Source organism: Adlercreutzia equolifaciens (genome assembly GCF_029076695.1).
Lineage (GTDB): Bacteria > Actinomycetota > Coriobacteriia > Coriobacteriales > Eggerthellaceae > Adlercreutzia > Adlercreutzia equolifaciens_A.
On sequence record NZ_JARFIK010000180.1, the window covers coordinates 1 to 336 of the forward strand.

At 60.4% G+C, this 336-nt stretch carries 1 protein-coding gene; it reads left to right on the plus strand.

Going from position 1 to position 336, the window contains the following annotated elements; translation table 11 throughout:
* On the plus strand, positions 1-336 hold a 336-nt coding region (locus tag PZH32_RS11980), incomplete at both ends, for a hypothetical protein (RefSeq protein ID WP_275208480.1).

The following is a 336-nucleotide window of genomic DNA, read 5'->3' on the forward strand; positions in this document are numbered from 1 at the left end:
GAACAGCTGACTGCCCAAGAGCGGCTGCAGGATTTAACCTCCCTGAAGGACGGCTTGGATAGCAGCACCTACTTCACTAACATCGTGCAGGCAGCGGGCGCGTCCCACGCCGTACCCGTCTCTTTTTCCCTACCCATCGTCGCCGGTAGTACCGCACTGATCTCTCAAGCTAAGACCGCATCAGACCTGGCCACTCTCATTGCCGAAGACCCCGCCTTTGCCGACGCGCTCGCCGCCGGCACGGGGGTTCAAGAGTTGCGGGCCTCCTTCTATCCTCTCCTGATTGAGAACGGAACGCTCAACCAAGAGGCCCTGGTCTCGTTTCTCTCCAGCGCG